We start from the raw sequence: 25,988 nt of genomic DNA, 5'->3' as shown, positions 1-25,988 counted from the left end.
CGTCCGAACGGTCCCCGCTGAACATCTCACCGGGATCGACGTCGGATCGCTTGCGATTGGTGACGACGTAGATCGGGACATTTGTGTTTCCGGGGGCGACCTGCGCTGTCGGAACAAGCACGCCCTGCGACGGACGTCCTGCACAGCCGCCCAGGACTGCTGCGATCGACAAAGCCAACAAAACTGCTGGAGCACTGATGCGACTCGTCCGGACCACCGGCAACACTCACAACTGGACGCAAGAGCGCGATAACTCACCATCCGGGCAACGGAAGGGGCACCGGATATCGACCAGTCTATACCGGCTGAGCGTGCCTGGATGTCACGGCGCGGCAACACCCAGCCGGCGACAACTGCGGAACCCGGTCTTGCAGACCATGGTCGAGTGAAATGTTTAAGAGGGAGATGTCGAGCATCTCACGTGGCACAAATTGCATATGCGTTGCCGTTGCGGCGGCGGCCTTGCTTTGGCGGTCGTCAGAGCACCTTGACGTGCTTGGAGAAGATGCGGAGCCGCTCGCGCTGCCGCCTGCCCTGCTGTTCGAAAGCGTATGATGCAAGGCGCTCGACCGCGTCGCGGAGACACCTGAATTGGGTCTCCCTTTCGTCGGGACGCGTGCCCTTCGAGCCGTGAAGGTCGTCCAGCGCGACGCTGCTTATCTCGCAGTCGACGATGCTGGCGCCATACGTCATCGTAAACAGAAACGCCATCCGCTCCGTGTCGTAGCCAAGAATCTGGCCGCGCGTCAGAAGCGCTGCGTTTTCCGCTGGGGATACTCTCGGTGGACGCGGCAATTGTCAGCCTACGGCTTCGCCGGTGTCGCACGGCGGCACCTCCGCCAGGCGGCTCGCCTGCGAAGCAAAATCGTTGAACGCTGCGACTGCGTCGCTCATGTTGTGGCATCCGCGGCTGTCGCGCGAGGCGTGAACGCGAAGATCGAACAGCTCCATCCAGAACAGGGGCGCCGCAGCTGAACCGGCTTCAAGCGTTTCGAACATGTTGATCTCGCAATCGCCAACGCGCTCAAGCGCAACCGTCCGTGGGCCATGAGCGATATGAGGAATTCCGAGCAATTTTCCGTAACTTCGCAATATCTTCACGTTTATAGGCGGCGCGCCATCGCAGCTGGACATCAAGGCCTTCGGGCTTTTTCGGGGTGGGTTCGCCCCCGAGTACAGACGACGCACCTAGGGGGACAGATCGCCGATTTAAGTCACATGACACCCGGTTTCTTGTTATCGTGAGCCAATAACTTGATTTTCCATGCCGCGATCCCGATGCGCGAGCCGAGGACTCAAGGCCGCAGCGGCAACGACGAAAGGGTTCGATGTGGCTGCTGCCCGTTCGCCCCAATTGCAAGCCATGCCCAGTGCGACCGGCGGCATCGCCCGCCTGGTGTGGGCTCGCCTGCGCGAAGCCGGCATTCACGCGAACGGCTTGCTGTCCAAGGCCGGATTGACCCTCGAGCAGATCCAAGACCGCAAGGCGCGGCTGAGCGTTGAAAGCCAGATCAAATTTCTGGAGCTTGGTGCCGAGGCGCTGCACGACGACGCCCTGGGATTTCACCTGGCACGGGACTTCGACCTTCGTGAAATCGGCCTGCTCTACTATGTCGCGGCCTCATCCGGGACAGTCGCTGAAGCCTTTTCAAAGACGGAGCGCTATTGCCGCCTCGCGAACGAGGGAATTTCACTGCGATTTGCCGCGAAGGACATGGCGATTGCGTTGAGCTATGTGGGCGTGGAGCGGCGGTCGGATCGGCACCAGATCGAATTCTGGGTGACCTCTATCATTCGAATCAACCGCGCACTGACCAACCGCCGCGTGGTGCCAAGCCGTGTCAAAGTCGCCCATCGCCGTCGAGCGATGCCCGCGGAGGTCAGGTCGTTCCTTGGTTGCGAGATCGAGTTCGGATCAGACGTCGATGAGATCGCCTTCCCTCAGTCCGTGGGACAGATGCCCATCGAAAGTGCCGATCACCACTTGAACGATCTGCTGGTGACCTTCTGCGAGGAGGCGCTTGCACATCGGAAGCCTGGGGGAGTTTCGCTCAGATCGAGCGTCGAGAATGCCATCGCGCCACTGCTTCCCCATCGCGAGGCACGGGCTGAGGAGATCGCGCGCCGGCTCGGCATGAGCCACCGCACGTTGGCGCGGCGCCTCGCGTCGGAAGGACTGACCTTCACCGGCATTATGGACGAGCTGAAAATCGACCTCGCCAAAAGCTATTTGAAAAAGGACGAGTTGCCGATTTCGCAAACCGCCTGGCTGCTCGGCTATGGCGAAGTCAGCGCATTCACCCACGCCTTCAGGCGCTGGACCGGAATGACGCCACGACAATGGCGTGCCGCGGACGATCCCAAGCGCGCCGACAACGTCAACGATACGCCCCCTCGCGCAAAGAACGCCCGGGCAAGCTAGTCCCGGCGGTAACGCCAAAGCGCCCCGATGCAGCCAGAAAAACACCAGGTCCGCTCAAGCCGCGGACCGCTGCAACCCTCACCGATCCACCGGCACACCCGGCCCGAGATGATACCGGCTGGAGAAGAACACCAGCGGCGTGGTGTCGCGATAGTCGCAGCTCGAAACTTCGGCGATGATCAGCGTGTGGTCGCTGACATCGACGTGACGTGTGACCTCGCAGGCGAACCAGGCCATGCAGCCGGACAGACGCGGCAGGCCGTCGACGATGTCGTAATCCGGCGCCGCGCCGGTGTTCGGCTGGCTCGCGAAGTGCCGCGACAGGTCCCGGCCGTGCTCGGGCAGGACGTTGACGCAGTAGCGTCCAGTCGCCGAGATCGCCCGGTGCATGCGTCCTGGCATGACCGACACCAGCACGGTCGGCGGTGACAGACTGACGGTGACAAAGCTGTTCGCGGTCATGCCGCAGACGCGGCCGTGCTCGTCCAGCGCGGTCAGCACCGCGACGCCCGTCGCAAAGCGCGACGCGGCTTCGCGGAATGACGCCGGATTGGCGCGCGGCATCTCAGCCTCCGCTCGCATCGGTCCTCACGCAATCGCCCTGACCGGCTCAGGCGGCGCCGACATGCGCTCGATCCAGGCCTGGATGCGCTGCGGCGTGCAGATGCGATCCCACTGCCGGTCCGGGTAGTTGAAATTCTCGGTGAACTCGTTGGCCAGCGCCGGGTTCTGGCTCATCGCGCCGATCAGCATGCCCAGCGCTTCCGTCGGCGGCTGCAGCATCACATTGGTCCAGCGCGAGGCCGCCAGCACGCGATCCTGTCGTTTCAGCTCGATCTTCTCGCACAGGCGCACGTCGAGCGCGTCCGCGTTGACGATCTCCTCGCCGAGCACGAAGGCCGCATAGGAGGCGACATTGGCGCCCTGGCCCATCATGGGATCGACGATCGCATGGACGTCGCCAAGCGCGATCGCGCATTTGCCGTCGTCGAACTCGACCACAGTGTTGCGCACCGTCGGGACCACGCCGCCTTGCAGTAGGTCCTGCGGCTGCGCGAGATCGAAGCGCGCGGTGTCGATGCGGTCGTAGGTCGTCGGGTGATGCTTCTCGAGCTTGCCCAGCAGCACCTTCAAGAAGTGCTTCGGGTTGTCGTCGTAGCTGAGCGTGGCCAGTTCCTCCATGTCGCCGCCGGGCACGTTCTCCATCAGCAGCGCGTTGGCGACACCGCCGAACGTAATGGTCGGGATCACGATCATCTCGCCATGTCCTGGAGACACCGAGAGCGTGACATTCATGGGATCGGGCTGCCGGACGCCGGTGTAAAGCCCGACGCACAGACGCCGCTGCGGCTGCGAATAGGGGGTGTGTTCCGGCCGGTAAGTGAAGAGCTGGCCTAGCGGGCCCTTCCCGGTCGAGACGACCAGGAGATCGAAGCGGGCGACCAGCGGACGAATGTCGCGCTCTTCGATGCGGCGGTATTCGATCTTGCCGCCGCGGCTGACAAAATCCTGCATCAGGGCAGGAAGATAGATCCGATAGTCGACGGCGCGGCTCGGCTTCGAGAAATCACCGCGAAAACTCAGCGGCTGCGGAAAATTGAAGACGTGGTCGTGGTAGTAATAATGGTCCTTCGGATCGCTCCAGTGATTGACGCCGAGATAGTCCTCGCGCGCGATCGTCACGTGGTGATGCGCGACGGTGTTGAGCAGGCGGATGTTCTTGTATTCCTCAGGCGGTCGATCCGTGATGATCGTCGCGTCCACGCCGTGCTTCTGCAGGTAAAGCGCGAGATGCAGGCCGGCGATGCCGGCGCCGACAATTCCGATATGGCGTGCCAATTTCGTCTCCTCCCCTGTGAATGCTTGTTTTGAGGGAGCCTAGCGACCCGCCGAGTTGCGCACTACGGAATAAATGGGATATAATTTATTCCAGATTGGAATGAATTATGGACCGGATCGATTGCCTGCGCGCTTTCGTTCGCGCCCTGGAGGGCGGCAGCTTCTCGGCTGCGGCCAAGGAGCTCGGGATCGGCCAGCCCGCGATCAGCAAGCGCATTGCTATGCTTGAAAGCGAATTCGGCACGCAGCTGTTTTCGCGCACGACGCGCACACTGAAGCCGACGGCCGAGGCGCACCGGATCTACGATCTCGCGCGGCAGATCCTCGACAGCTTCGACATGGCGCGGTCGAGTGTCGAACAGGCCGCACCCCGTCCGACCGGCACGCTCCGGATCGGCGTGCCGTCGTCGTTCGGACGGCGCTACATGATGCCCGTCATCGCCGAGTACGTTCGGAATTATCCGGAGGTGCGGGTCGACATCCGCTTCAGCGAGCGGTTCGTCAATCTGGTGGAGGAAGGCATCGAATTGGCGCTGCGCATTGGAAACCTGGAGGCGAGCACGCTGGTCGCCCGCCGGCTCGGGACAGTGCAGCGCCATCTGGTTGCAACACCCACCTATCTGCACGGCCGCCCGCTGCCGCGGACGCCTGACGATCTCAGCTCGCACCAGTGCATCGTCTATTCACGGATGTCGCCGGCGCACCAATGGGCCTTCGAATCCGAGCATGGCCGTCACGTCGCATCGATCAACGGACCCATTCACGTCGACGACGCCGATGCGATGCAGGAGGCGACGATGCAGCATCTCGGCATCGCGATCCTGCCCGAATGGAATGCCGCGGAGGGCCTTCGCAGCGGCGAGCTCGAACATGTACTTCCGGACTACACCATCGCCGCGCTGCCCCTGCACGCGGTCTATCCGGAGACGCAGTGGATGTCGCTGCGCGCGCGAAGCTTTCTGGATCTCCTGGTCGACCGCGCCGAGCATTTCGCGCCGGCCCCGTCGCATACCCGCACCGCCGGCGCAGGCGGTTGACGCCGCCCCCGCCATCATTAAATGACGCCCATGAAAAAGATCGGATTTCTGTCCTTCGGACACTGGACGCCCTCGCCGCAATCACAGACCCGCTCGGCGGCGGACACGCTGCTGCAATCCATTGAGCTGGCCGTCGCGGCGGAACAGCTCGGCGCGGATGGCGCCTATTTCCGCGTGCATCACTTCGCGCGCCAGCTGGCCTCGCCCTTCCCGCTGCTCGCCGCTGTCGGCGCAAAAACCAGCACAATCGAGATCGGCACGGCCGTGATCGACATGCGCTACGAGAACCCGCTTTACATGATCGAGGATGCAGGCAGCGCCGATCTCATCGCCGGCGGGAGGCTCCAGCTCGGCATCAGCCGCGGCTCGCCGGAGCAGGTGATCGACGGTTGGCGCTACTTTGGCTATCGCCCGGCCGACGGCCAGAGCGATGCCGACATGGGCCGGCGCCACGCGGAGGTCTTTCTGGACCTGTTGCGCGGCGAAGGTTTTGCCGAGCCCAATCCGCAGCCGATGTTTCCCAATCCGCCGGGACTGCTGCGCCTCGAACCGCATGCGGCAGGCCTGCGCGAACGGATCTGGTGGGGCGCCGGCTCGAACGCGACCGCGGTGTGGGCGGCGAAGCTCGGCATGAATCTGCAAAGCTCGACGCTGAAGAACGACGAGACCGGCGAAGCCTTTCATGTGCAGCAGGCGGCGCAGATCCGGAGCTATCGCGCCGCGTGGACGGAGGCAGGCCACACCCGCGAGCCCCGCGTGTCCGTCAGCCGCAGCATCTTCGCGCTGATGAACGATCGCGACCGCGCCTATTTCGGCGGGGAGCGCGGAGGCGAGGACCAGATCGGCTTCATCGATCCGCAAACGCGCGCGATCTTCGGCCGCTCCTATGCCGCTGAGCCGGACGCGTTGATCGAGCAGCTCAAGCAGGACGAGGCAATCGCCGAGGCCGACACGCTGCTGCTGACGATCCCGAACCAGCTCGGCGTCGACTATTGTGCGCATGCGATCGAGGCGATCTTGAAGCACGTCGCGCCGGCGCTTGGCTGGCGGTGAGACCGTCGACCGGTTCACTGCGAAAGTCAGGCCGTCTCTTGCTGACCCCTGATCTTCTCAAGCCAAGCTGTCAAACGCGGATGTCTCGTATATCGGCCCTCCAGGCCTGCCAGCTCCTGCTGGAAGACCGGCAGCGAGAGCAACCGTTCGATATCGGGCTCCCTGATCTTCCAGATCGCCGGCGGAAAGAAGCCATGCACCTTGAGCTCGTAGAGCTCGAAGATCGCGTGAATGATCTCGTGTACCGCCCGGCGCTCTTCCGGTGTGATCTCAATGTCGCCGGCAGCCCTTCGCTCGAGGAATGCCGCGACCGGAAGGCGGCGTCGCAGGTCGGAGACCCGGTCGGAATATCGAAGGAAGATGTCCGCGCCGAGACGCCGATTGTTGGTGTGTAGCGCTACGTAGATCGCCGTCATGCCGACGATGATCGTCCCGAGCGTCATGAATCTGAGAATATGATCGAGCACGCGTCTCCTCCATGCGCAGGGCACCGGAGTGACAGAGATAAACCAGACCGTGGGCCGATAAAATGGGGCGGCCGAGGCTCATGGACGCCCCGCATCTGACATTTGTCAGATGCGCGGAGGATGAAGTCCCGTGAATTCGTGGTGATGTCAGTCCCGAGCCCGGGCCTACCCCGTCTTCGTACCGGTGACGACGGCGAGCGCCTCGACGAAACGATCGAGATCGGCCTCGTCGGTAAAGAGCGCCGGCGTCACACGGATGCATTGACCTTTGGCGACGCCCGCCCGGCGCACCGTCATGACCTTGTGGCTGTCCCTCAGCTTCACGACGATAGCCTCGTTGTCCGCCTTGCTGGTCTTGCCGGCGAGACGGAAGGACGTGATCGCGCCATATGAGCCGACCTCATCCGGCGTCAGGATCTCGATATCCTTGAAGCCCCGCACGCGGCTGACCCAGTAGTCGCGCAGATATCGCAGCCGGGCTTGCTTTGCCGCCGCGCCGATCTGCTGATGGAGCGCCACCGCCGCGGGCACCGTCAGCACCGTAGCGAAATTGACCGTGCCGGTGTGCACCCGCGAGCGGATATCGGTCTCCGCAAAGTCCTCGTCGCCCATGTCGCGGTCGATGTCGGCGAGACGGTCCTTCCTGATGTAGAGGAAGCCCACGCCGAGCGGCGCGCCGATCCATTTGTGCAGGTTGAAGCCGACGAAATCGACGTCGAGCTCGCCCACCCTGAAGTCGATCTGCCCCCAGGAATGCGCGGCGTCGACGATGGTGTCGATGCCCTTGGCCCTGGCCATGCGAGCGATCTCGGCGACCGGCATGACGAGGCCGGTGCGATGGCTGACGTGGGTGAGGAGGAGAAGCCTAGCCTTCGGATTCGCCTCGAGGGCACGGGCATAGGCGTCGAGCACGGCCTGGCGGGTGGCCGGCTCCGGCACATCGAACCTGACCACGTCGACACCGCGACGCGCCTTAAGCGCGTTCATCGCGTACTGCATCGAATCGTAGTCGAGGTCGGCGTAGAGCACGCTGTCGCCGGGCTTCAGCTTGTTGTAGCCGCCGATCAGGAGCTGCAGCGCTTCGGTCGCGCCGCGGGTGAGCGCGATCTCCTCGGGCGCCGCGCCGACCGCCTGGGCCACCTTGATGCGCACGGCCTCGAAATCCGCACCCGCGCGCTGCCGCGCGTAGTAGGTGTTTTGATAGTTGACCATATCGGTCTGGCGAATGAACTCGCGCCTCACCGGCTCGGCCATGATGCCCCAAAAGCCGTTCTCCAGATTGACGACATCCGGCGTCACTGAATAGAGCCCCTTCACCGCCGCCCAATAGGCATTGTCGGTGGCGATGGCGGCCGCCGCTCCGGTCGGCTGCGCCGGCAGACCGTCGGCTGCCATGGCCGGTGCCGCCAGGGACGTGACGGCTGCGGCCGCGAGGCCCTTCAGGATCGACCGGCGGTCGGACGACATTGTCTCAGTCAGATGCATATCAGCCCCCACGATGCGCGGCGAAGGGAGCAGCGATCCATAGAGCGCGCATGACGAAGCGATGACAGTTCGATGATGCCCGGCCCGCCCGGTTACATCTCGGTCATTGCGCCGTCGACCATCCCTGCGCCGATGTCACCGGCCATTGCGAGACGTCCGCCATCGAAAGCAATTCCAGCTTCGCGGATGATTTTTCCAGCAACCCGGCCTGCGCAAGGCGCCGGGGATCATTGCGATAGTCCTGGAAGTCCGCATCGGATGCGAAGCTGACGATGTGCACCTCGATCGTGCCATCCGGATTTCGAAGACGACGCTCCACACGCCCGTTGAACGAAGGGAGTAGCGGCAAGACGGCATCCTCGTAGGCGCGGAAGGCCTCGATACCCTCGGGCGGTATGCGGGCAATGAGCACCAGCGTTACGGAGTGAGCTTGACAGGTCATCGCCGCAATCCCGAGCCGAGATAGTCGTGCATTGGAGACGCTGCATCCTGCGGGCGCCGCCTCGCGGCGTCAATGACGGCTCGAATGCAAGGCCGACACCTTCGAGACGCCCGCTTCGGGCGGGCTCCTGGGGATCAACTCGCGCTATCTCAGAACAAAGCGGCGCTGACGGCCTGTCCGTAGATCATCGCGACCACGAGGGAGAGCAGCAAGCCCGCGCCCGAGAAGATCACCAGCACCTTTAGGGTTTCGACATCAACGTTGGTTCTCGTCGCGCGGGATATCGCCTTTGCCAGTGCAGCCATCATCGCCAGCTCCGAACCGGGCCGCGCGGAGGCGGGCCCTAGTTCATCTAGCGTCATTGGGCGCGTTTGCGTGTGAAGCAGATTACAGGTGCGCTTGCGTGCTGCGCCTCAGGCATGAGCCGCAGCCTTGCCAGCGGTCGGCATCGTCAAACCGCCCTGCTCAACGCGCTGCCCTCAGGGTGAGGCGCCACCGAGCCCGCGGGCGCGTGATTGACGACGAGACCGGTCGGCACGGTGTTGTACCTCGACAGCGCAGCGGTGACCCGCCGCATCGCCGCCGAACCGAGCTCGCCGGCGCGCACCACCGGGATGATGAGGTCCGCGTGCGCGGCCAGCGCGATGGCGTCGGGCTGAAGTGCGAGATTGCTCGCATGGACGACGATGAGATCGAACTCCGAGCGAATATCGTCCTCGGGCCGGGCATCGGCTTTTCTGCCGGCGCTCAACAGCTCGTCGATCGACTGCAGCCCCGCCGTGGTGGAGCCGTCCTGCCATTCGGTCACCGGAGGCTGGGCACCGGCGAATTCCGGCTGGAGCCGGATCAGCACGCTCATCATGCCCCGATTCACTGCCGCGCGATTGAGCGAGCGCGCAACGGTGTTGCCGCCGGCACCTTTGCCGACCGACAACACGAGGGCGACCTTGCAGCCACGCACCGGCGCGCGATCGATCCGCTCGAGAAGCGGACGCAAATAAGCGCCGAGATCGAGCTCGGCCGAGGCAGTGATCGGCCTTTGCCATACAGTGTTGGCCACGGCGCCAGGCGCCAGATCGGGAATGCGAGCCCAGACAGGCAGGTTCGGCATCGCTTCGGGCTGGCGCGCAGCCGGAGCCGGACGCCGGACTTGCGCCTCCGCCGCTTCCGCACGCGCAAGAGTTTGAGCAGGAGTTTGAGCAGGAGCTTCGGCAGGCGCGGGCCCGTCGGACATGCTTCCCATCGCCGCAACGGCCGCCGTCGAGGTCAGGATCGAGCCGATCGCGAGCGCCGCGAGCAGCAAGGCGAGGGGCGGACGCGTCGAGCGCATCGGCGGAATGGCGAGCGAGGCGATCTTGGTCTGGGAGCTCTGCAGCTGGCGCTGCTCGTTGGTCGTCTTGAACCGCGACAGGAACTGCTCGTAGATGTTCTTGTTGGCATCGGCGTCACGCTGCAGCTCCTGCAGCTTCACGAGCGCCTGGCCGTCGACCAGCATCTGCGTCTCGACCGCCCTGAGCTGCTTTTCCAGCGCGTTCTGCTGCTCCAGCTGAGCCTCATATTCGGACTTCACCGTGTCGATGTTCTTCTTCCGCTCGACCTCGATCTGCCTGTTGATGTCAGCCAGCTGGCTGTAGGAGATCGCGAGGTCGGGATGGCGGTCGCCGTACACCGCTTTCTTCTGCGCGATCTGATCGTTCAGGGTCGAGCGCTGCGCGCGCAGCATGCTCAGAAGGTCCTGCTTCACCGGACCTTCGACATTGGCCTTGAGATCGCGCTGCACCTGCTCGTAGCGCGCCTTGGCTTCCTCAGTGCGCGCGCGAGCAGCGGAGACCTGCTGGTTGAGATCGGTCACCCGCAATTGCTGGGTCGTGGAATCCTTGCCGGCATTGAGGATCTTGTGCTCGAACCTGAAGGCGGCAACGGCATCTTCCGATACGCGCAGGCGCTCGTTCAATGCCTTCAGCCGGTCCTTGAGCCAGTCGGCCGCCTCGTCCGTGGCCTCGGTGCGGACACGACCTTGGCTCGCGACGAACGCCTCGGCGATGGCATTGGCGTAATGCGCGGCCCGTTCCGCATTGTTCGAGGTGAATGAAATCGCAATGAGGTAGGTCAGTCCGCGGCGCGAGATATCGAGACGGTTGCGGAATTTTTCGAGCAGGCGCGTCATGTCGGTGTAGCCGCCCGCGATGTCGGGGTCTTCGGCGATCTTGAGCTGCTCGATCAGGGGGCGGAGAAAGCCGTCCGATTTGGCGATCTCGATCTGGCTCTGAAGTGCCGCGGCATCCTGGCCGATGCCCGGCAACACGTCCTGCTCCGAGGTGACGCGCAGCTCGCGGGGATCGACGACGACCAGGGCCGTCGCGGCATACCGGACCGGCAAGACCATCAGGACAATGACGCCCAGGGCGAACAGCGCCAGCGCCAGCGCCAGGATGCGCCGGCCATTCTCGCGCAGGAAGGAGAGCGCACCGGTGACGGTCAGCGATCCCTTGATCAGCGCAGGAGCAGCGCTGTCAGGCTTCGCCGTCGCAGCCCGCGGCCCTTCCCACGAAGCCGCAGGCTCCGTCGGGGCGATGCTTCGCGGAGATGCGCTTCGACCGAACGCCATAGGATTGGACTCGAAATCAACTGACAGCCCCGGTTCAGAGGCTTGCTACACCGTAAATATCCATGGTTAACCGGCGGTTACGGCTGGCGCGCCGTGGTCAATGAACGATCTGTTAACGCGCGTGCCGATGCGCCGCGCTGCATCGGCGCGTCCGGTTGAACCGGGCTGGCGCGACCACCACGCCGTCGATCAATGCCCCGTTGCGGCGGTTCGAGGGCGATCATTTCGTCGTCGGCATTGCATACCTCTTGACGACATTCGAGGTGTCGACGCCGCCTCACCAGGAGGCGGGAACATGGAAAATGGTGGTCGATGGCGTGGAGCTGACCCGCACTCACCAGAGCCCGCTGCAGCGCAATCGGAACGGAGTTCCGGCGCGCCATTCAGAATAAAACCACGAGCTCATACAGATTTGAAATTGCTTGTGATTTTCTCACCTCTATGATTTGGCGGCCGTGGGGGCCGCTGCCGTAGGGAATTACGGCACGCCTCACAACAGCGTGCGCCTTTCGCTCCGGGATCGTAGTATTGTCGTCGGAAGCTGCCGACGCACGAGACCGGGGATCTTGCGTATCCACTCGATCGCGGCGCTCGACGAGATGCACTCCAGAATTAGGCTGAGGATCGCGACTGCGGTCGGACGGCGCGGCAAATGGAGGACATGATGGCGTGGCGTGACGACAAGGCCCGGGCAACCCTGATCCGCGATGCAGCAGGCAGCGTGCCGCCGGGCAAGAGCCCGCGGGCCTTTGCCGAGCCCTTGTTCGGCTACAGCAATATCGAGGATCTCGACAATTACGATGCCGCCTCGCTTGCCGTCCTGGCGGAGCAAGCCTGGGAGCATGTGCAGCGGCGCACGTCGGGCAGCGCCGATATCCGCGTGGTCAATCCGACGTTGCCGAACGGGCGCGAGATTTCCGTGCTCGAGATTCTCAACGACAACATGCCTTTCCTGTACGACTCCACGATGGCGGAGCTCGCCGAGCAGGGCATCGAAGTCACCCTCGTCGCCCACCCGATCATCGCCGTGGAGCGCGATGCCGAAGGCAAGCTACTGCGGTTCTACGGCGAAGCACTGCCGGAGGGCGCAAGAGGCGCGCGCGAAAGCCTGATTCACCTCCACATCACCCGCCTGGACGCCGACGCCGATCGCCAGAAGCTGATCGACGGACTCACCAGGGCGCTGAACAACGTCCGCGCCTGCGTCACCGACTGGCGCGCCATGCGTGACCGCGTCGAGGAGGCAATCAAGACGTTCGCTTCCAATCCGCCGCCGCTGCCGATCGACGAGGTCGCCGAAGCCAATCAGTTCCTGCAATGGCTCTGCGCGGACAATTTCACCTTCCTCGGCGTGCGCGAATATCGCTTCTCGCCCGACAGCGATGCGTCCGACGACATCACCAGCGGCGAAGGCCTCGGCATCCTGCGCGATCCCGACGTGAAGGTCCTGCGCCGCGGCAACGAAATGGTGGTGATGACATCGGAAATCCGCGAGTTCATGCACGAGCCGACGCTACTGATCGTCATCAAGGCCAATGTCTCAAGCCTCGTCCATCGGCGCATCCGAATGGATTATGTGGGTATCAAGCTCTATGCACCTGACGGCCGACTCGAGGGCGAATTGCGCGTCGTCGGCCTGTTTACCTCCGGCGCCTATACCCGCTCGGTGCGGCAGATCCCTTATGTGCGCCACAAGGTTGCGCGGGTGCTGCAGCGCGCCGGCTTCGACCCGAACGGCCATTCGGGCAAGGCGCTCATGCATATCCTCGAAGATTATCCGCGTGACGAGCTGTTCCAGATCGACGTCGACACGCTCTACAATTTCGTCATCGAGGTCCTGATCCTCTACGAGCGCCCGCGCGTCCGGGCGCTGGCGCGGGTCGACAAGTTCGACCGCTTCGTCTCCATTCTCACCTTCATTCCGCGCGACAAATACGACACCGACGTCCGCACGCGCGTCGGAGCCTTCCTGTCGCAGGTCTACAAGGGGACCCTGTCGGCGTCCTACGTATCGTTCCCCGAGGGCGCACTTGCGCGCGTCCACTTCATCATCGGGCGCTATGAAGGCAAAACGCCCGTCGTCGAGCGCGCCGCGCTCGAAGCCGGCATCAGCGCCATTGCCGCGACCTGGACCGACAAGCTGAAGGCCGCGCTCACCGCGTCGACCGACGGCATGCGGGCGCGCATGATCGCCAATCGTTATGCCCAGGCCTTTAGCGGCGGCTATACCGAGGTCTTCACGGCGGAGCAGGCCATCGCCGATATCGCCACCATCGAAAAGCTGACGCCGGCCCGCCCGGTGACGATTTCGGTGCACCGCGACAAGGGCGAGGACGATCCCAGGCGCTTCGGCCTGAAGGTGTTCTCCGACGCCGCACCGCTATCGCTGTCCTACCGCGTGCCGGTGATCGAAAATCACGGCCTGCGCGTGGTCGACGAACGCACCTATCAGATCGTGCCCGGCAACCGGCCGGAGCCGGTCTGGCTGCATGAGATGACGATCGAGACCAGCGACGGCCAGCCGATCGAGATCAACCCGGAATTCAGCCATCGCTTGGAAGCCTCGATCATGGCGGTGGTCACAGATCGCGCCGAATCCGACGGATACAACGCCCTGATCCTGCGCACCGCGCTGGGCTGGCGCGAAGTCTCGACGATCCGGGCGCTGTCGCGCTACCTGCACCAGATCCGCGCACCGTTCACCCAGGATTACATGTGGGAGACCTTGCGCAAGAACGCCGCGATCACGGCCACCCTCGTCGCACTGTTCCAGACCCGCCTCGATCCACGCCTCGTGCTTACCGATCGCGAGCGTTCGGCGCGCGAGACGGCACTCCTTGCCGAGATCGAGGAGCAGCTCAAATCCGTCGCCTCGCTCGATGAAGACCGCATCCTGCGCCGCTTCACCAATCTGGTGCAGTCAACCATCCGCACCAATCTGTGGCAGATCGGCGAGGATGGACATCCGCGTCCGGTCATCTCCTTCAAGTTCGACGCGCGGCGGATCGACGATTTGCCGGCGCCGCGGCCTCTCTACGAGATCTTCGTCTCCTCGCCACGGGTCGAAGGCATTCACCTGCGCTTCGGCAAGGTCGCGCGCGGCGGCTTGCGCTGGTCCGACCGGCCGCAGGATTTCCGCACCGAGATCCTGGGTCTCGTGAAGGCGCAGCAGGTCAAGAACGCCGTGATCGTGCCGGTCGGCGCCAAGGGCGGTTTCGTGCCCAAGCGCCTGCCGCCGCCGTCCAATCGCGACGCCTGGCTCGCGGAAGGCACCGAGGCCTATCGCATCTTCGTGCGCTCGCTGCTCGAGCTCACCGACAATCTCGACGGCGACGCCGTCGTGCCGCCCGATTCCACCATGCGCCATGACGGCGACGACCCCTACCTCGTGGTCGCCGCCGACAAGGGCACCGCCACCTTCTCCGATGTCGCCAACGCGATCTCGGCCGAGAAGAACCATTGGCTCGGCGATGCGTTCGCCTCGGGCGGCAGCCAGGGCTACGACCACAAGAAGATGGGGATCACGGCGCGCGGCGCCTGGGAGGCGGTCAAGCGCCACTTCCGCGAGCTCGGCACCGACATTCAGACCATGCCGTTCACCGCTGCCGGCGTCGGCGACATGTCCGGCGACGTCTTCGGCAACGGCATGCTGCTCTCGCCGGCGACAAGGCTCGTGGCCGCGTTCGATCACCGCGACATCTTCATCGATCCCTCCCCCGACCCTTCGACCAGCTTCGCCGAGCGCAAGCGTCTGTTCGACCTGCCGCGATCGAGCTGGCAGGACTACAACAAGTCGCTGATCTCGCAGGGCGGCGGCGTGTTCTCGCGCACGCTCAAGGCGATCCCGCTCGCACCGGAAGTCCGCAGCCTGCTCGATCTCGACAAGGAGCAGGCCACGCCGTTCGAGGTGATGACGGCGATCCTGAAAGCGCGCACGGACCTGTTGTGGTTCGGCGGCATCGGCACCTATATCCGCGCATCGGCAGAGAGCGACGATCAGGCCGGCGACCGCGCCAACGATCCGATCCGCATCGCAGGCACTGACGTTCGCGCCCGGGTGATCGGCGAAGGCGCCAATCTCGGCGTCACCCAGCGCGGCCGCATCGAAGCGGCACAGAAGGGCGTCAAGCTCAACACCGACGCCATCGACAATTCGGCCGGCGTCAACACCTCCGACGTCGAGGTCAATATCAAGGTCGCGCTGGCGCGCCCCGAACGCGAGGGCCGCCTCAGCTTTGCCGACCGCAACAGCCTGCTGGCCGCGATGACCGACGAGGTCGGCACGCTGGTGCTGCGCAACAACTATCTGCAGACGCTGGCGCTCTCGCTCGCCGAGCGCAAGGGCGTGGCCGAGACCGGCTTCCTCACCCGCCTGATGCAGTCGCTCGAGCAGCGCGGCCTGCTCAGCCGCGCCGTGGAGTTCCTGCCCGACGACGCAGCGCTCACCGAGCGTACACGGCGCGGCCAGGCCCTCACCCGGCCCGAGCTTGCCGTGCTGCTCGCCTACGCCAAGCTGACGCTCTACGAGGACCTGCTCGCCACCAGCGTGCCTGATGATCCTTATCTCGCCCGCAGACTGTCCCTGTATTTTCCGCGCGAGGTTCCCGATAAATTTCCGGCCGCGGTCGAGCTCCATCGCCTGCGACGCGAGATCATCGCGACCAGTCTCGTCAATGCCGTGATCAACCGCGGCGGCCCGGCGTGTATCGTGCGCCTGACCGACGAGACCGACGCCGATGTCTCCACCATCGTCATGGCGCAGGTGGCGGTGGACGCGATCTACGAGCTCAGGCGGCTCAATGACGCGATCGACGCGCTCGACACCCGCATCGACGGGCAGTTGCAGCTCGGCCTCTACGCGACGGTCCAGGACCTCTTGATTTCCCGCCTGGTCTGGTACGTGCGCAATGTCGATTTCAAGGACGGCCTCGAGGCGGTGATCGGACGTTTTGGCCCGGGTATCCGCGAAATCGCGGCCTCCCTCGACACCAACCTGCCGCCGGACCTGCAAGCCGCGCGCGGCAAGCGGCGCCAGGAGCTCACCGATGCCGGCGTCCCGGCCAGCCTCGCCGGCGAGCTCGCCGATCTCGACCCTCTGATTGCGGCACCCGATATCGTGACGGTCGCCGAGCGCACCTCCCGCGCCATCGGTGATGCCGCCGCGACCTTCTTCGCCGCGGAAGCCAATTTCCGTCTCGACCGCATCATCGCGGCCGCGCGCAGCGTGCCGGCAAATGATTATTTCGAACGTATGGCGGTCGATCGCGCCGTTGAGCAGATCGCCGGCGCCGAACGAAGACTGGCCGCGGATATGCTGGCAACCGGCCAGTCCGGCCAGCAGGCCGTCGAGACCTGGCTCGCGGCTCACCCCGAAGCGGCGCGCATCCGCCGCTCGGTCGAGGAGATTGCCGCCAGCGGCCTGACGCTTGCCAAGCTGACGGTGGCGGCGAACCTGCTGGGGGATCTGGTCAAAGTCTGAGCGCGTGCGAGGCAGCGATGTGAAACTGAGCCGGCGAACGGAGGAACCCCATGATCCACGCCACTTGCCACACCGCCGATAATGTCCGCTGCATCGAGTTCGATGCCACACCTTGGTTCAGCGAGGCTGACGCTCCGAGCATTGTCGATCTGGCCCGACGAGGCTGGACCAGCACGGCGATTGCAGAGTCCCTCGAGCACCGACGAGGATACGAGGGCTTGCACGACCTCGTTGAGTATGCGGCGAAGCGACTGCAATCGGAGTCCCTGGAGGACCCGACCTGGGAAACCTTCGCGTGCGTCGTCGATGGACCCGAGGCCGTCGCGTGGCTCAGGGAGAACCGGCCCAACGTTGTCGCAAGGATCCCGTGAGCCACGAGAAGCGCAGCAAAGGCCCACAATCGATCGGCCGCAAACGAAGCGGAAAGGCGCGCCGGGAACGATCCGAACCCGCGCCCCGATTGCGGCGTTCGAGCGCGAGGCCTATGCTGGCATCCGGCAATCACGCGGCCGCCCATCGTGCGGCGGGGCAGCATCACGGTGGATGGCTCGCATATCCATCCGAAAGGCTACGCCATGACCATTGCCCCCACGCTCCACCGATACCTGGCTGCCGAGAACATCCAGTATGTCGAGATCCCGCACGTTTTCACCATGTCATCCGCGCGCACGGCGCAGGCCTGCCACGTCTCGGGCGATCGTTTCGCCAAGGCCATCGTGCTGCGCCATGACGGCGGCTATATGCTCGCGATCGTTCCGGCATCGCACCGTCTCAACTTGCCGGACTTGAAGGAGAAGCTCGGCGCGGATCTCGTGATGGCGAACGAAACCGAGATCAACAGGCTGTTCGCGGACTGCGCGCATGGAGCCGTTCCGGCGGTAGGCCGATGCTACGGGCTCGATCTCATCGTCGATGACAGCATCCGGGCGCAGCCCGAGATCTATATCGAAGCCGGCGACCATGAGACGCTGCTTCACCTGACGCATGCACAGTTCGAACGGCTGACGGGCAATGCGCCGCATGGACGCTTCAGCACGCACGGTTGACGCAGCATGGCGGCGGGATGATTTCCCCCGCGCCTTCGTCGCGGCGCGCGTGCGGTCGCGCCCGGTTCGTAGTATAATCGCGTCACGGGGGCTGCGTTCGCAACGGAGGTCCTCATGAAGGTCAAGGACGTGATGCACAAGGGTGTCGATTGGGTCAGCCCGGACACCCCGATCACCGAGATCGCGAAGTTGATGCAAGGGCACGACGTCGGCTGCATTCCGATCGGCGATGACGACCATCTGATCGGGATGGTGACCGATCGCGACATCGTCTGCAAAGGCCTCGCGAGCAAGAACTTCAACGCCGCGCGCGCGACCGCGCGGGACGTGATGACCGAAGGCATCCATTGCTGCCGGGAAGACGACGATCTGGCGAAAGCCGTGCATCACATGGAGACGCTGAAAATCCGCAGGCTGCCCGTGATCAACAAGAGCAGGCGGATGGTCGGCATGATCAGCCTGGGCGATGTCGGCCAATTCGCCACCGGTGATCTGTTGACCCAATGCGTCAAGGGCGTGTCGGCCCATCATTGATGGCGACCGCCACACGGCGCCCGGAACTTCGTCGCATCGCTCGCAGGACCCCGCTGCCGGCGAACGCGCACGCGCGGAAGTGTAGCGGGTGATCCGCCGCTCGATCGACGGCACGCGCGCGTAAGCGCGCTCGCCTGCGCAGCTAATTCTTCAATTCGTTCCGCAGCTCATTCTTGGCGTTCCGCATCTTGCTCGCCCCCCTGAGCGGGGGCTTCGGCGGCGGAGTCGGATTCGCCCAGCCTGCCATCTGCAGGCAGGTGATCAGATCGACATAGCTTTCTATTCCCCCTGCCGCAGCCTCGCCTTCGCAACTATCGCGCGCGGGGCCCGGAACAGTCAGCCAGGTCGAGCTCAGCTGTTGCTGCGCAATTGTCTCGTCACGCATGCACTCGCCGGCGTCCTGCGCCAGGGTGAGCCCTGAGGCCTTGTCGTCAGCGGAAACGTCCCTGCAAAGGGCTTCCACATTGAAGATGGGCACACGGTCTGAAATCGGAATCGTGGGCTGGCCAAGAAGCGGCAGGACCAAGAGCGCTGCTTTCATAAAATCCTCCCTTGAATCGGGTTGGACGGGAAAGCTCGGGAAAGGTTAGGCTTGGTTTGTTTCCGGCCGGCTTCACCCGGCCTGCAAAGGGTTTCGTCCTTGCCCGATTGTGATCTTCGCGATGGACGCCGGCGTCGGGGGGCCGAGCCTACCCGGCAGATATTCGCGAAGCTTACCCGGGTCTTCGCACGTAGAGCGCGATAAACCGGTCGATCATCGGGTTGATCTGCTCCGGCACCTCCAGCGACAGGAAATGTCCGGAGCCGACGGCCTTGGCCGTGACCAGCTGCGGGCACAGCTCCGCAAAACGATCCAGATCCGCGAGCCGATGGGCCGCTTCGATGTAGAGCACCGGGACCCGGCACGCCTGGGCGCATTCACGCGCCCGATGCACATCCCAGGGAAACAGACTTGTAAACGTGGACACCAGCACGTGCTGTGGCGTCGCCAGAAAGGTCTGTTCAACATGGGCGCGGCATCTGTCGGTCGGCAGACAGGAGTCCGCTACGATTTTCCGTACCTCGTCCGCAAAATTCGCGCCCCTTAAGCCCTCCAGATACCCGGCGAACACCGTCCCTGCCGAGGCAGGGAAGAGCACCCCTGAGTCGAGCAGCACCAGGCCTGCAGGAAAGTCCGGATAGCGGGCGGCGATTTCGAGCGCCATGTTGCCACCCATGCTTTGACCCACGATGATCGGCTTTGTGATCTGCTGCCGGTTGCACAGAAAGACGAGATCATCGGCGAAGCCTTCGATCGAATACGCCTGTTGCGGCTTGTCGCTCTCACCATGCCCCCGCAGCTCGGCATTCAATGCCCGACCTTGACGGGCGAAATACTCCATCTGCGGCGCAAAATGCGTGCGATCCCCGCCGAGGCCATGGACGAACAGGAATTGAAGCGGTCCCGCGCCGGCAATGTCGAAGGACAGCTCGATTCCGTCATGCGCGAGCTTCATGGGTCATCTCCATATTCACCGACATGTCCAGGCGTCTCTGGCGAGTCCTCAATCTAACCGGCGCCACACGGCCGATAAAGACGGGAACGACTGCTTCGCCGTGGTGCCATGACGCTGCGGCCGACCAAGCGCACCGGCCGCACATTCGGCGATGCCACGCGATTTTTCGCTCCGCCGAGGCCGGCCGGAAAGGCCGTCACCAGCTCCAGGCTTACGCGGTGACGAACATGAGCAGCGGCGCGATGATCTCGCCCGGCGCAGAAATGGGAGGTTTTGGAGTGCCCAGTTTTGTAGCGGAATGGCGCGCCCGGAACGATTCGAACGTCCGACCCTCAGATTCGTAGTCTGATGCTCTATCCAGCTGAGCTACGGGCGCGTTTTTCGCAAACAGTGCGGGCTGGGCCCGCAGGCAGCCTCCGGACAGCGCCGGAGGGGTGCGAAAGAGCGCTCTGACTAACCGCTCTTGCCTCGATTGGCAAGGTCCGGGAGGGGGAGATTTTACAGGGAGGTGACGATTTCCCGGGTGGGTCGCTGGCCGACTACGCCCTCTGCCGCTCGTTGCGGATGGAGAGGAGTTCCACGGGGCGGTCGGGGATGACGATCCGGAAGGTGGCGCCGATGGTGCCCTCGACCAGATGGATCTCGCCGCCATGGGCGCGGACCAGCTCGGCGGCGATGGCCAAACCAAGCCCGCTGCCGCCGGGGCGGCCGGAGGTCTGGAACGCCTCGAACAGATGGTCCCGGGTCTTCTGGGGGACGCCGGGGCCGGTGTCGGAGACCTCCAGGATGGCGACGGCACCTTCGCGCTTTCCCGTGATCCGGATCTGCTGCGCCCCGCCATCGCCCGACGAATGGCTTTCCAGCGCCTGGGCAGCGTTGCGGACGAGGTTGAGCAGCACGCGGAAGAGCTGGTCGGGATCGGCATCGACCGCGAGCCCGCGCTCGATCGCGGCCACCCAGGCGATCGAGGCGTCGGTGGCGAGGCCCGCGGTTTCGCGCACCTCCAGCACCACGGGCTCGATCATGATCATGCGGCGGTCGGGAGCCGCTTCCTGGGCGCGGCCGTAGGACAGCGTCGACTGACAGAAGGCGATGGCGCGCTCGAGCGAGCGCACCAGCTTCGGCGCAAAGCGCTGCACCCGCGGATCCGGCACGCTGGCGAGCTGGTCGGACAGGAGCTGGGCCGACGCGAGCAGATTGCGCAGATCGTGGTTGATCTTGGAGACGGCGAGGCCGAGGGCGGCGAGCCGGCTCTTCTGGTGCAGCATCGACATCAGGTCGCGCTGCATGTCCGACAATTCGCGCTCGGCGACGCCTATTTCATCGCTGCGCTGGCTCGGCACAATGATCCGCGCCGAGCTTTCGGGGTTTTCGTGGAAGCCGACCAGGCTCGCGGTCAGCCGCCGCATCGGGCGCACGAAGAGATAATGCAGCACGAGATAGACCAGGCCCGCGGTCAGCACCGCGATGATCAGCGCGACCACCACGACGTTGCGGGAGAAGCGATACATCTGCTGCCGCAGCGGCAGCTCATCGGTCACGATCTCGATGAACTGGGCATTGCCGACGCCGGGCCCGACGATGCGGATGGCCTGGTTGCCGGTCTCCAGCATCATCCGGAACGAGCCGGTGATCGCCTCCCACACCGTCATGTCGCGCAGATCGATGTCATGCTCGATGGCCGTGGGAAGGTTGTCGCTGGCGAGCAGCCGTCGCTGCTGCCCCATCTTGATGGCGACGGCACGCGCATTGATGCTTTTCAGGATCTCGCGCGACAGCGACTCGGGGACCATGCCGAGCGGGGCGGCGTCGAGCACCAGCGCGGCGGTGTTAGCCGCCGCGACGCGGTCATTGAGCCGGTTGACCCAGAAGTTGGCGATGGCGGGCACGTAGAGCAGGACAGCGGCGATCATCACCAGGGGGACGGTGAGCAGCAGCAGCTTGCCGGATAGCCCGAGCCCGCTGGGCCCACGCGGCCGCATCGCCGGCTGGCCCGGCTGATCCGTATCATGGACCGGCTGGAGGTCTGTCGCTGCCACGAAGTTCGCCCCTGTTGGCTTTGTAATAGAGCCTGGCTGATGAAGGATGCGACCCGGCCGGGGGCCGGTCAAATTACGGATCGCTAATCTCTCAAGGTGGGATGTAAGCTCTGATATCGCGAGTCGCCACCTCAAGGGTTAAAAACCCCGCACAAACAGTGATATTCACCGGAACAGCGCGCTCTTGCGACGTTGACGAAAAGAAGACGCTCGCATATAAGCCGCGCAAATTGTCCGCGATGACCCGGTGCGCACGCCGGGAGCGGCTCTCTTGGGGCCGAAAAGGGCCCGTTTTGGGCCGCATCTTCCGGACTTTATCATCAATTCTACAGGCAAATTGCCCGGTCAGCGGAGAAAAACCCGTGAAGCGGACTTATCAACCCAGCAAACTGGTGCGCAAGCGCCGTCACGGCTTCCGTGCCCGTCTCGCCACTGCCGGCGGCCGCAAGGTTCTCGCCGCCCGCCGCGCCCGCGGCCGCAAGCGTCTGAGCGCCTGAGCCGGACCCCCATTTTTGGGATTTCATCATGGATCGGCTGAGGCAGCGAGCGGATTTCCTCGCCGTTGCCAATGGCGCGCGGGCGAATAGTCCCGCGTTCGTCCTGCAAAGCCGCCGCTGCGACGACAGCGGCCCGATCCGGATCGGCTTCACCGTTACCAAAAAGAACGGCAACGCCCCCCAGCGCAATCGCATCCGGCGCCGGCTTCGCGAATTGGTGAAGCGGCTCGACCCGGTGTCGATGCAGCCCCATCATGACTATGTACTGGTCGGCCGAAGGGACGCGCTCTCGCGCGACTTCGCCACCATGCTCGACGATCTGCGCATAGCGTTCACGAAGCCTGCGCGGCATACGCACAAGGGACGCGGCTCAAGAACCGACGGCTCAAGGCCCGGCCCCGCTCCTGCGACCAGCCGCAAACCGGATTGATGACGAGACAATAGTGATGACCGACAATCGCAATACCATCCTCGCCGTCATTCTGTCGGGCCTCGTCCTGATCGCCTGGCAATATTTCTACAACGTGCCGGCGATGGAGAAGCAGCGCGCCCAGCAGCAGGCGCAGGCCGAGCTCCAGAAGAACACGCCGCAGCCGACGGCCTCCGCAACGCCGGGCGCCGCGCCGCAGCCCGGCAGCGCGGCCCAGCCGGCAACACCGGCCGCGAACCAGGCCCAGCCGGTCGTTTCCCGCGAAAGCGCGATTGCCGCCAGCCCGCGCGTGAAGATCGACACGCCGCGAATTGCCGGCAGCATCTCGCTGAAGGGCGGCCGCATCGACGACATTGCGCTGGTGCAATACCGCGAGACGGTCGACCCGAAGTCGCCGCCGATCGTGCTCTATTCGCCCTCGGGCACCGCAGAACCCTATTACGCCGAGTTCGGCTGGGTGCCGGCGACGGGCGTGACGGCCAAGCTGCCGGACGCCCAGACCCTCTGGCAGCAGGACGGCAGCGGCAGCCTGACGCCGACGACGCCGGTGGTGCTGAAATGGGACAATGGCGAGGGCCTCAGCTTCCGCCGCACCATCGCGGTCGACGACCATTATCTCTTCACGCTCAAGGACGAGGTGAGCAATGTCGGCAACGCGCCTGTTACGCTCTATCCGTTCGCGCTGATCTCGCGCCACGGCACGCCGCAGGTCTCCGGCTATTACATCCTGCATGAAGGCCTGATCGGCTATCTCGATGGCTTGCAGGAATACGCCTACAAGAAGATCGACGAAGCCAAGGCGGTGAACTTCAAGGCCACCAATGGCTGGCTCGGCATCACCGACAAGTACTGGGCTTCGGCGCTGCTGCCCGACACCAGTGCCCAGCTTCAGGCGCGTTTCTCGTCGAACCCGGTCGGCAACGTCCACACCTACCAGACCGATTATCTGCTCGACCCCGTCACCGTCGCGATCGGCGGCACCGCGACCGCGAACGCGCGGCTGTTCGCCGGCGCCAAGGAAGCCGGCGTGGTCGGCGTGTTCCCGTTCGCCGGTCTCGGCGGCTACAACAAGGAGCTCGGCCTCAACCATTTCGATCTGTTGATCGACTGGGGCTGGTTCTACTTCATCACCAAGCCGATGTTCCTCGGCCTCGACTTCTTCTATCGCTTCTTCGGCAATTTCGGCATCTCGATCCTGCTCGTCACCGTGATCGTCAAGCTGCTGTTCTTCCCGCTGGCCAACAAGTCCTACGCCTCGATGGCGAAGATGAAGTCGGTCCAGCCGCAGCTTCAGGCGCTGAAGGAGCGCTTTCCCGACGACAAGGTGAAGCAGCAGCAGGAGATGATGGAGATCTACCGCAAGGAGAAGATCAATCCGGTCGCCGGCTGTCTTCCCGTGGTGATCCAGATCCCGGTGTTCTTCTCGCTCTACAAGGTGCTGTTCGTCACGATCGAGATGCGGCACGCGCCGTTCTTCGGCTGGATCAAGGATCTCTCCGCGCCCGATCCGACCAACCTCTTCACCTTGTTCGGCCTGATCCCGTTCGATCCGACGACGATTCCGGTGTTCGGTCACTACCTCGCGCTCGGCATCTGGCCGATCATCATGGGCATCACGATGTGGTTCCAGATGAAGCTGAACCCGACGCCGCCGGATCCGACCCAGCAGCTGATCTTCAACTGGATGCCGCTGATCTTCACCTTCATGCTGGCGGGCTTCCCGGCGGGTCTCGTGATCTACTGGGCCTGGAACAACACGCTCTCGGTGCTCCAGCAGAGCTTCATCATGCGCCGCAACGGCGTGAAGGTGGAGCTGTTCGACAATCTCAAGGCGACGTTCGCGAAGAAGGCGACGTAGCGCCGTCATTGTTGGGCGCAAATGCCTCCACATCGTCATGCCCGGGCTTGTCCCGGGCATCCACGTTTTGGAGGGTACCGTGTGGACAGACGTGGATGGCCGGGACAAGCCCGGCCATGACGAGAGGTGAGATCTTCGCATGACCGACGACAAAGATGCGAAGCTGATCGAGACCGGGCGAAAGCTGTTCACCCGCGACTGGCAGTTCATCTGGGCCTCGCCCTCGATTGCGACGCTGCCGCCGATGGACGGGCTGGAGATCGCCTTTGCCGGCCGCTCCAATGTCGGCAAGTCCAGCCTGATCAACGCGCTGACCGGCCGCAACGCGCTTGCGCGCACCTCGCATACGCCGGGCCGCACCCAGGAACTGATCTTCTTCGAGGTCCCCGGCAAGAAGGACCTGCGCCTCGTCGACATGCCCGGCTATGGCTACGCCAAGGCGCCGAAGACGCAAGTCGCGTCCTGGACCGAGCTGATCCACAAATTCCTGCTGGGGCGCGCCTCGCTCGCACGCGTCTACGTGCTGATCGACGCGCGGCATGGCCTCAAGGACGTCGACCTCGAAATCCTGGGGACGCTCGACCGTTCCGCGGTGAGCTACCAGATCGTGCTGACCAAGGCCGACCAGGTGAAGGCGTCCGAGCTTGAGTCCCGCATCACCGAGACCGAGGCCGCGCTGGCAAAACATCCGGCGGCGTTTCCGAACGTGCTCGCGACCTCGTCACGGAGCTCGACCGGCATGGCCGAACTGCGCGCCGCGATGGCGAAGCTGCTGGAAGAGCGAACCTCGTGACGCTCGCATTCCGCCTGCTGATTGGGCTTGCCGGTTTGATGGGCGCCGCCGGCGTCGCGCTGGCCGCCGCCTCGGCCCACGGCGCCGACGCCAGCCGGCTCGCTTCCGCCAGCGCCATGCTGCTGTTTCACGCAACTGCCATACTCGCAGGCGTCGCCCTGCTCGCGCGCGGCCTTCTGCACGGCGGAATTGGCCTCGTCGCGGCGTTCGGCTTCGTGATCGGCGCCGCGCTGTTCGCGGGCGATCTGACCTTGCGGCAATATGCGGGGCACTCGCTGTTTCCATATGCCGCGCCGACGGGTGGGACGGTGATGATCCTGAGCTGGCTGGCGGTGACGCTCGCGGCGGTGGCGGCGCGGAAGTGATGCTCCGTCTTACCCTCCCCTGGAGGGGGAGGGTCGGCTCATATTGAGCGTAGCGAAATGTGAGCCGGGGTGGGGTGATCTCTCCACTCGGGCACTGC

25 protein-coding genes and 1 tRNA gene are annotated in these 25,988 nt (G+C 64.3%); 13 read left to right on the top strand and 13 right to left on the bottom strand.

Going from position 1 to position 25,988, the window contains the following annotated elements:
• Positions 1 to 477: 477 nt before the first annotated feature.
• Together ABIB95_RS14480 and ABIB95_RS14475 are read right to left on the bottom strand one after the other, a co-directional pair.
• Positions 478 to 795: a DUF1488 family protein gene (locus ABIB95_RS14480; RefSeq protein ID WP_354240168.1), complete on the bottom strand. Its 318-nt coding sequence runs from the start codon at positions 793 to 795 to the stop codon at positions 478 to 480.
• 3 nt (positions 796 to 798) lie between these two features.
• Positions 799 to 999, bottom strand: coding sequence for a hypothetical protein (locus ABIB95_RS14475; protein ID WP_224580952.1), 201 nt, complete (start codon positions 997 to 999; stop codon positions 799 to 801).
• Between the two features lie 331 nt (positions 1,000 to 1,330).
• Here ABIB95_RS14475 and ABIB95_RS14470 point away from each other — a divergent pair, with 331 nt between their 5' ends.
• The gene (locus ABIB95_RS14470; RefSeq protein ID WP_223153833.1) at positions 1,331 to 2,422 is read left to right on the top strand and encodes an AraC family transcriptional regulator; all 1,092 of its coding nucleotides are present in this window, start codon (positions 1,331 to 1,333) and stop codon (positions 2,420 to 2,422) included.
• Between the two features lie 78 nt (positions 2,423 to 2,500).
• On the opposite strand, the gene styB is transcribed toward ABIB95_RS14470, so the two are convergent.
• Both styB and styA read right to left on the bottom strand, forming a co-directional pair.
• Positions 2,501 to 2,986, bottom strand: a complete 486-nt coding sequence (gene styB / locus ABIB95_RS14465; protein WP_354240165.1) for a styrene monooxygenase NADH-dependent flavin reductase subunit StyB — start codon at positions 2,984 to 2,986, stop codon at positions 2,501 to 2,503.
• 24 nt (positions 2,987 to 3,010) lie between these two features.
• Positions 3,011 to 4,261 carry a styrene monooxygenase subunit StyA gene (gene styA / locus ABIB95_RS14460; protein ID WP_354240163.1) on the bottom strand — a complete coding sequence of 417 codons (1,251 nt, stop codon included), beginning with the start codon at positions 4,259 to 4,261 and terminating at the stop codon, positions 3,011 to 3,013.
• A 107-nt stretch (positions 4,262 to 4,368) separates the two neighbouring features.
• Between styA and ABIB95_RS14455 the strand changes: the two genes are divergently transcribed.
• Both ABIB95_RS14455 and ABIB95_RS14450 read left to right on the top strand, forming a co-directional pair.
• The gene (locus ABIB95_RS14455; protein ID WP_354240161.1) at positions 4,369 to 5,298 is read left to right on the top strand and encodes a LysR family transcriptional regulator; all 930 of its coding nucleotides are present in this window, start codon (positions 4,369 to 4,371) and stop codon (positions 5,296 to 5,298) included.
• 30 nt (positions 5,299 to 5,328) lie between these two features.
• Entirely contained in the window at positions 5,329 to 6,351 is a 1,023-nt protein-coding gene (locus ABIB95_RS14450; RefSeq protein ID WP_354240159.1) for an LLM class flavin-dependent oxidoreductase, read from the top strand.
• Between the two features lie 26 nt (positions 6,352 to 6,377).
• On the opposite strand, the gene ABIB95_RS14445 is transcribed toward ABIB95_RS14450, so the two are convergent.
• From ABIB95_RS14445 to ABIB95_RS14425, 5 genes are all read right to left on the bottom strand, one after another.
• A complete protein-coding gene (locus ABIB95_RS14445) occupies positions 6,378 to 6,818 on the bottom strand; it encodes a hypothetical protein (RefSeq protein WP_354240157.1) in 441 nt (146 codons plus the stop codon).
• A gap of 165 nt (positions 6,819 to 6,983) precedes the next feature.
• On the bottom strand, positions 6,984 to 8,303 hold the full coding sequence (locus ABIB95_RS14440; RefSeq protein ID WP_354240155.1) for an aminotransferase class V-fold PLP-dependent enzyme: 1,320 nt from the start codon (positions 8,301 to 8,303) through the stop codon (positions 6,984 to 6,986).
• A 103-nt stretch (positions 8,304 to 8,406) separates the two neighbouring features.
• Positions 8,407 to 8,745, bottom strand: coding sequence for a hypothetical protein (locus ABIB95_RS14435; RefSeq protein ID WP_354240153.1), 339 nt, complete (start codon positions 8,743 to 8,745; stop codon positions 8,407 to 8,409).
• 149 nt (positions 8,746 to 8,894) lie between these two features.
• Positions 8,895 to 9,053 (bottom strand): hypothetical protein, encoded by a 159-nt coding sequence (locus ABIB95_RS14430; protein ID WP_354240151.1) that lies wholly within the window; start codon positions 9,051 to 9,053, stop codon positions 8,895 to 8,897.
• Between the two features lie 143 nt (positions 9,054 to 9,196).
• Entirely contained in the window at positions 9,197 to 11,353 is a 2,157-nt protein-coding gene (locus ABIB95_RS14425) for a GumC family protein (protein WP_354240149.1), read from the bottom strand.
• 155 nt (positions 11,354 to 11,508) lie between these two features.
• Between ABIB95_RS14425 and ABIB95_RS14420 the strand changes: the two genes are divergently transcribed.
• The 5 genes from ABIB95_RS14420 (at position 11,509) to ABIB95_RS14400 (ending at position 18,412) form a co-directional block, all read left to right on the top strand.
• Positions 11,509 to 11,745, top strand: a complete 237-nt coding sequence (locus ABIB95_RS14420; RefSeq protein WP_354240147.1) for a hypothetical protein — start codon at positions 11,509 to 11,511, stop codon at positions 11,743 to 11,745.
• A 260-nt stretch (positions 11,746 to 12,005) separates the two neighbouring features.
• Entirely contained in the window at positions 12,006 to 16,832 is a 4,827-nt protein-coding gene (locus tag ABIB95_RS14415; RefSeq protein ID WP_354240145.1) for an NAD-glutamate dehydrogenase, read from the top strand.
• Positions 16,833 to 16,882: 50 nt separating this feature from the next.
• On the top strand, positions 16,883 to 17,203 hold the full coding sequence (locus ABIB95_RS14410; protein ID WP_063979802.1) for a hypothetical protein: 321 nt from the start codon (positions 16,883 to 16,885) through the stop codon (positions 17,201 to 17,203).
• Positions 17,204 to 17,407: 204 nt separating this feature from the next.
• Complete coding sequence (locus ABIB95_RS14405) at positions 17,408 to 17,878, top strand: aminoacyl-tRNA deacylase (RefSeq protein WP_354240143.1); 471 nt, start codon at positions 17,408 to 17,410, stop codon at positions 17,876 to 17,878.
• Between the two features lie 114 nt (positions 17,879 to 17,992).
• Positions 17,993 to 18,412 carry a CBS domain-containing protein gene (locus ABIB95_RS14400; protein ID WP_354240141.1) on the top strand — a complete coding sequence of 140 codons (420 nt, stop codon included), beginning with the start codon at positions 17,993 to 17,995 and terminating at the stop codon, positions 18,410 to 18,412.
• A 142-nt stretch (positions 18,413 to 18,554) separates the two neighbouring features.
• Here the strand turns inward: ABIB95_RS14400 and ABIB95_RS14395 are convergent, their stop codons facing one another.
• The 4 genes from ABIB95_RS14395 to ABIB95_RS14380 form a co-directional block, all read right to left on the bottom strand.
• The gene (locus ABIB95_RS14395; protein WP_354240139.1) at positions 18,555 to 18,953 is read right to left on the bottom strand and encodes a hypothetical protein; all 399 of its coding nucleotides are present in this window, start codon (positions 18,951 to 18,953) and stop codon (positions 18,555 to 18,557) included.
• Positions 18,954 to 19,125: 172 nt separating this feature from the next.
• Complete coding sequence (locus tag ABIB95_RS14390; RefSeq protein WP_354240137.1) at positions 19,126 to 19,908, bottom strand: alpha/beta fold hydrolase; 783 nt, start codon at positions 19,906 to 19,908, stop codon at positions 19,126 to 19,128.
• 299 nt (positions 19,909 to 20,207) lie between these two features.
• A tRNA-Arg gene (locus ABIB95_RS14385) sits at positions 20,208 to 20,284 on the bottom strand.
• A gap of 163 nt (positions 20,285 to 20,447) precedes the next feature.
• The gene (locus tag ABIB95_RS14380; RefSeq protein ID WP_502917825.1) at positions 20,448 to 21,947 is read right to left on the bottom strand and encodes an ATP-binding protein; all 1,500 of its coding nucleotides are present in this window, start codon (positions 21,945 to 21,947) and stop codon (positions 20,448 to 20,450) included.
• Between the two features lie 362 nt (positions 21,948 to 22,309).
• On the opposite strand from ABIB95_RS14380, the gene rpmH reads away from it, so the two are divergent.
• The 5 genes from rpmH (at position 22,310) to ABIB95_RS14355 (ending at position 25,890) form a co-directional block, all read left to right on the top strand.
• On the top strand, positions 22,310 to 22,444 hold the full coding sequence (rpmH, locus tag ABIB95_RS14375) for a 50S ribosomal protein L34 (protein WP_008542748.1): 135 nt from the start codon (positions 22,310 to 22,312) through the stop codon (positions 22,442 to 22,444).
• Positions 22,445 to 22,472: 28 nt separating this feature from the next.
• Entirely contained in the window at positions 22,473 to 22,874 is a 402-nt protein-coding gene (gene rnpA / locus ABIB95_RS14370; protein ID WP_354240135.1) for a ribonuclease P protein component, read from the top strand.
• Between the two features lie 16 nt (positions 22,875 to 22,890).
• A complete protein-coding gene (gene yidC, locus ABIB95_RS14365) occupies positions 22,891 to 24,732 on the top strand; it encodes a membrane protein insertase YidC (protein WP_354114471.1) in 1,842 nt (613 codons plus the stop codon).
• A 139-nt stretch (positions 24,733 to 24,871) separates the two neighbouring features.
• On the top strand, positions 24,872 to 25,525 hold the full coding sequence (yihA, locus tag ABIB95_RS14360) for a ribosome biogenesis GTP-binding protein YihA/YsxC (protein WP_063979810.1): 654 nt from the start codon (positions 24,872 to 24,874) through the stop codon (positions 25,523 to 25,525).
• On the top strand, positions 25,522 to 25,890 hold the full coding sequence (locus tag ABIB95_RS14355; protein ID WP_502917824.1) for a DUF423 domain-containing protein: 369 nt from the start codon (positions 25,522 to 25,524) through the stop codon (positions 25,888 to 25,890). Before yihA ends, ABIB95_RS14355 begins: the two co-directional genes overlap by 4 nt.
• Positions 25,891 to 25,988 lie beyond the last annotated feature (98 nt).

The organism is Bradyrhizobium sp. LA2.1 (genome assembly GCF_040547725.1).
Taxonomy (GTDB): Bacteria; Pseudomonadota; Alphaproteobacteria; order Rhizobiales; family Xanthobacteraceae; genus Bradyrhizobium; species Bradyrhizobium barranii.
The sequence above is the reverse complement of the archived record's forward strand: the minus strand, read 5'-3'. Positions and strand labels throughout refer to the sequence as shown.